The following is a 1,255-nucleotide window of genomic DNA, read 5'->3' on the forward strand; positions in this document are numbered from 1 at the left end:
AAAACGGCTGCGGCGCCCTCCGTCATCGGGGGCGCCGCAGCCGTCTGTCGTTAGGGGGCCGGCGTTACCGCCGGTCCGGGTTCACTGGGGATCAGAATTCCTCCCAGCTGTCCTCCTTCGAAGCGGTTGACGGTGCCGCGCCACCGGTGCCGGTGTGGCGCATCTGCGGGATGGCGGCCTGGCTCGGCGAGGGGCGCCGGGCGGGCGCGGCGACTGGGCGGGGGCGCTGGGCGGTCCGGGCGGCGGGCGCCGGGGCGGCGGAGCGCTGGGTGCTGGTGCGGAAGCGGTCCATCAGCGTTGCCAGCTGCTCGGTCTCGCCGAGGAGGGTCTGGGCGGCGGCGGTGGTCTCCTCGACCATGGCCGCGTTCTGCTGGGTGACCTTGTCCATCTGGTCGGCGGCGATCGCGACTTCCTTGAGGCTCGTCGCCTGCTCGCGGGCCGAGCCGGCAATGCCCGTCACGGTCGAGGACATCTCGCCGACGGTCGAGACGATCTCCTCGAGCGCCCGGCCGGAGGCGGTGACGAGGTTGACGCCGCGCTCGACCTGGGTGGACGAGGTCGAGATCAGGTCCTTGATCTCCTTGGCGGCTTCCGCCGAGCGCTGCGCAAGCCCGCGCACTTCCTGCGCGACGACGGCAAAACCGCGGCCCGCTTCGCCGGCCCGTGCCGCCTCGACGCCGGCGTTGAGCGCCAGCAAGTTGGTCTGGAAGGCGATCTCGTCGATGACGCCGATGATCTTGCCGATGGCATCCGAAGACTGCTCGATCTGGCTCATCGCCTCCACCGCCTGGGCGACGATGACGCCGCCCTTCTCGGCATTGGTGAGGGCGGTAGTCGCCGAGGTCTGGGCGGTGCCGGCCTCGCTCGCCGTACCGGTGACGGCGCGCATGACTTCCGAGAGCGCCGCGACGGTCTCTTCAAGGCTGGCGGCTTGCTGCTCGGTGCGCTGGGAGAGATCGCCGGCGGCAACCGTGATCTCGTTGAGGCCGACGCGCATCGAGCCGACCGCGTCGACGACGGAGCCGAGCGTCTCTTCCAGCGCGGTCACGCTGTCATTGAACTTCTGGCGGATCGGCTCGAACTCCGGCGCCACGGCCCGGTCCATGCGGACGGTGAGGTTGCCGGCGGACAACTCGTCGAAGCCGGCCTCGACGGCATGGACGAAGAGTTTCAGATCCTCGGCCTTCGCATTGTCGATCGCCGACTGGCGATCACGCTGCGAGGCCTGCGCCTCGCGGGCGGCCGTCGCCTCGAC

At 70.7% G+C, this 1,255-nt stretch carries 1 protein-coding gene; it reads right to left on the reverse strand.

The window, feature by feature from the left end:
* Positions 1 to 91: 91 nt before the first annotated feature.
* Positions 92 to 1,255 (reverse strand): methyl-accepting chemotaxis protein (locus ACZLZQ_RS24250; protein ID WP_472951880.1); only part of this gene is annotated, 1,164 nt, incomplete at its 5' end.

The organism is Mesocryomonas lacus, from assembly GCF_055730105.2.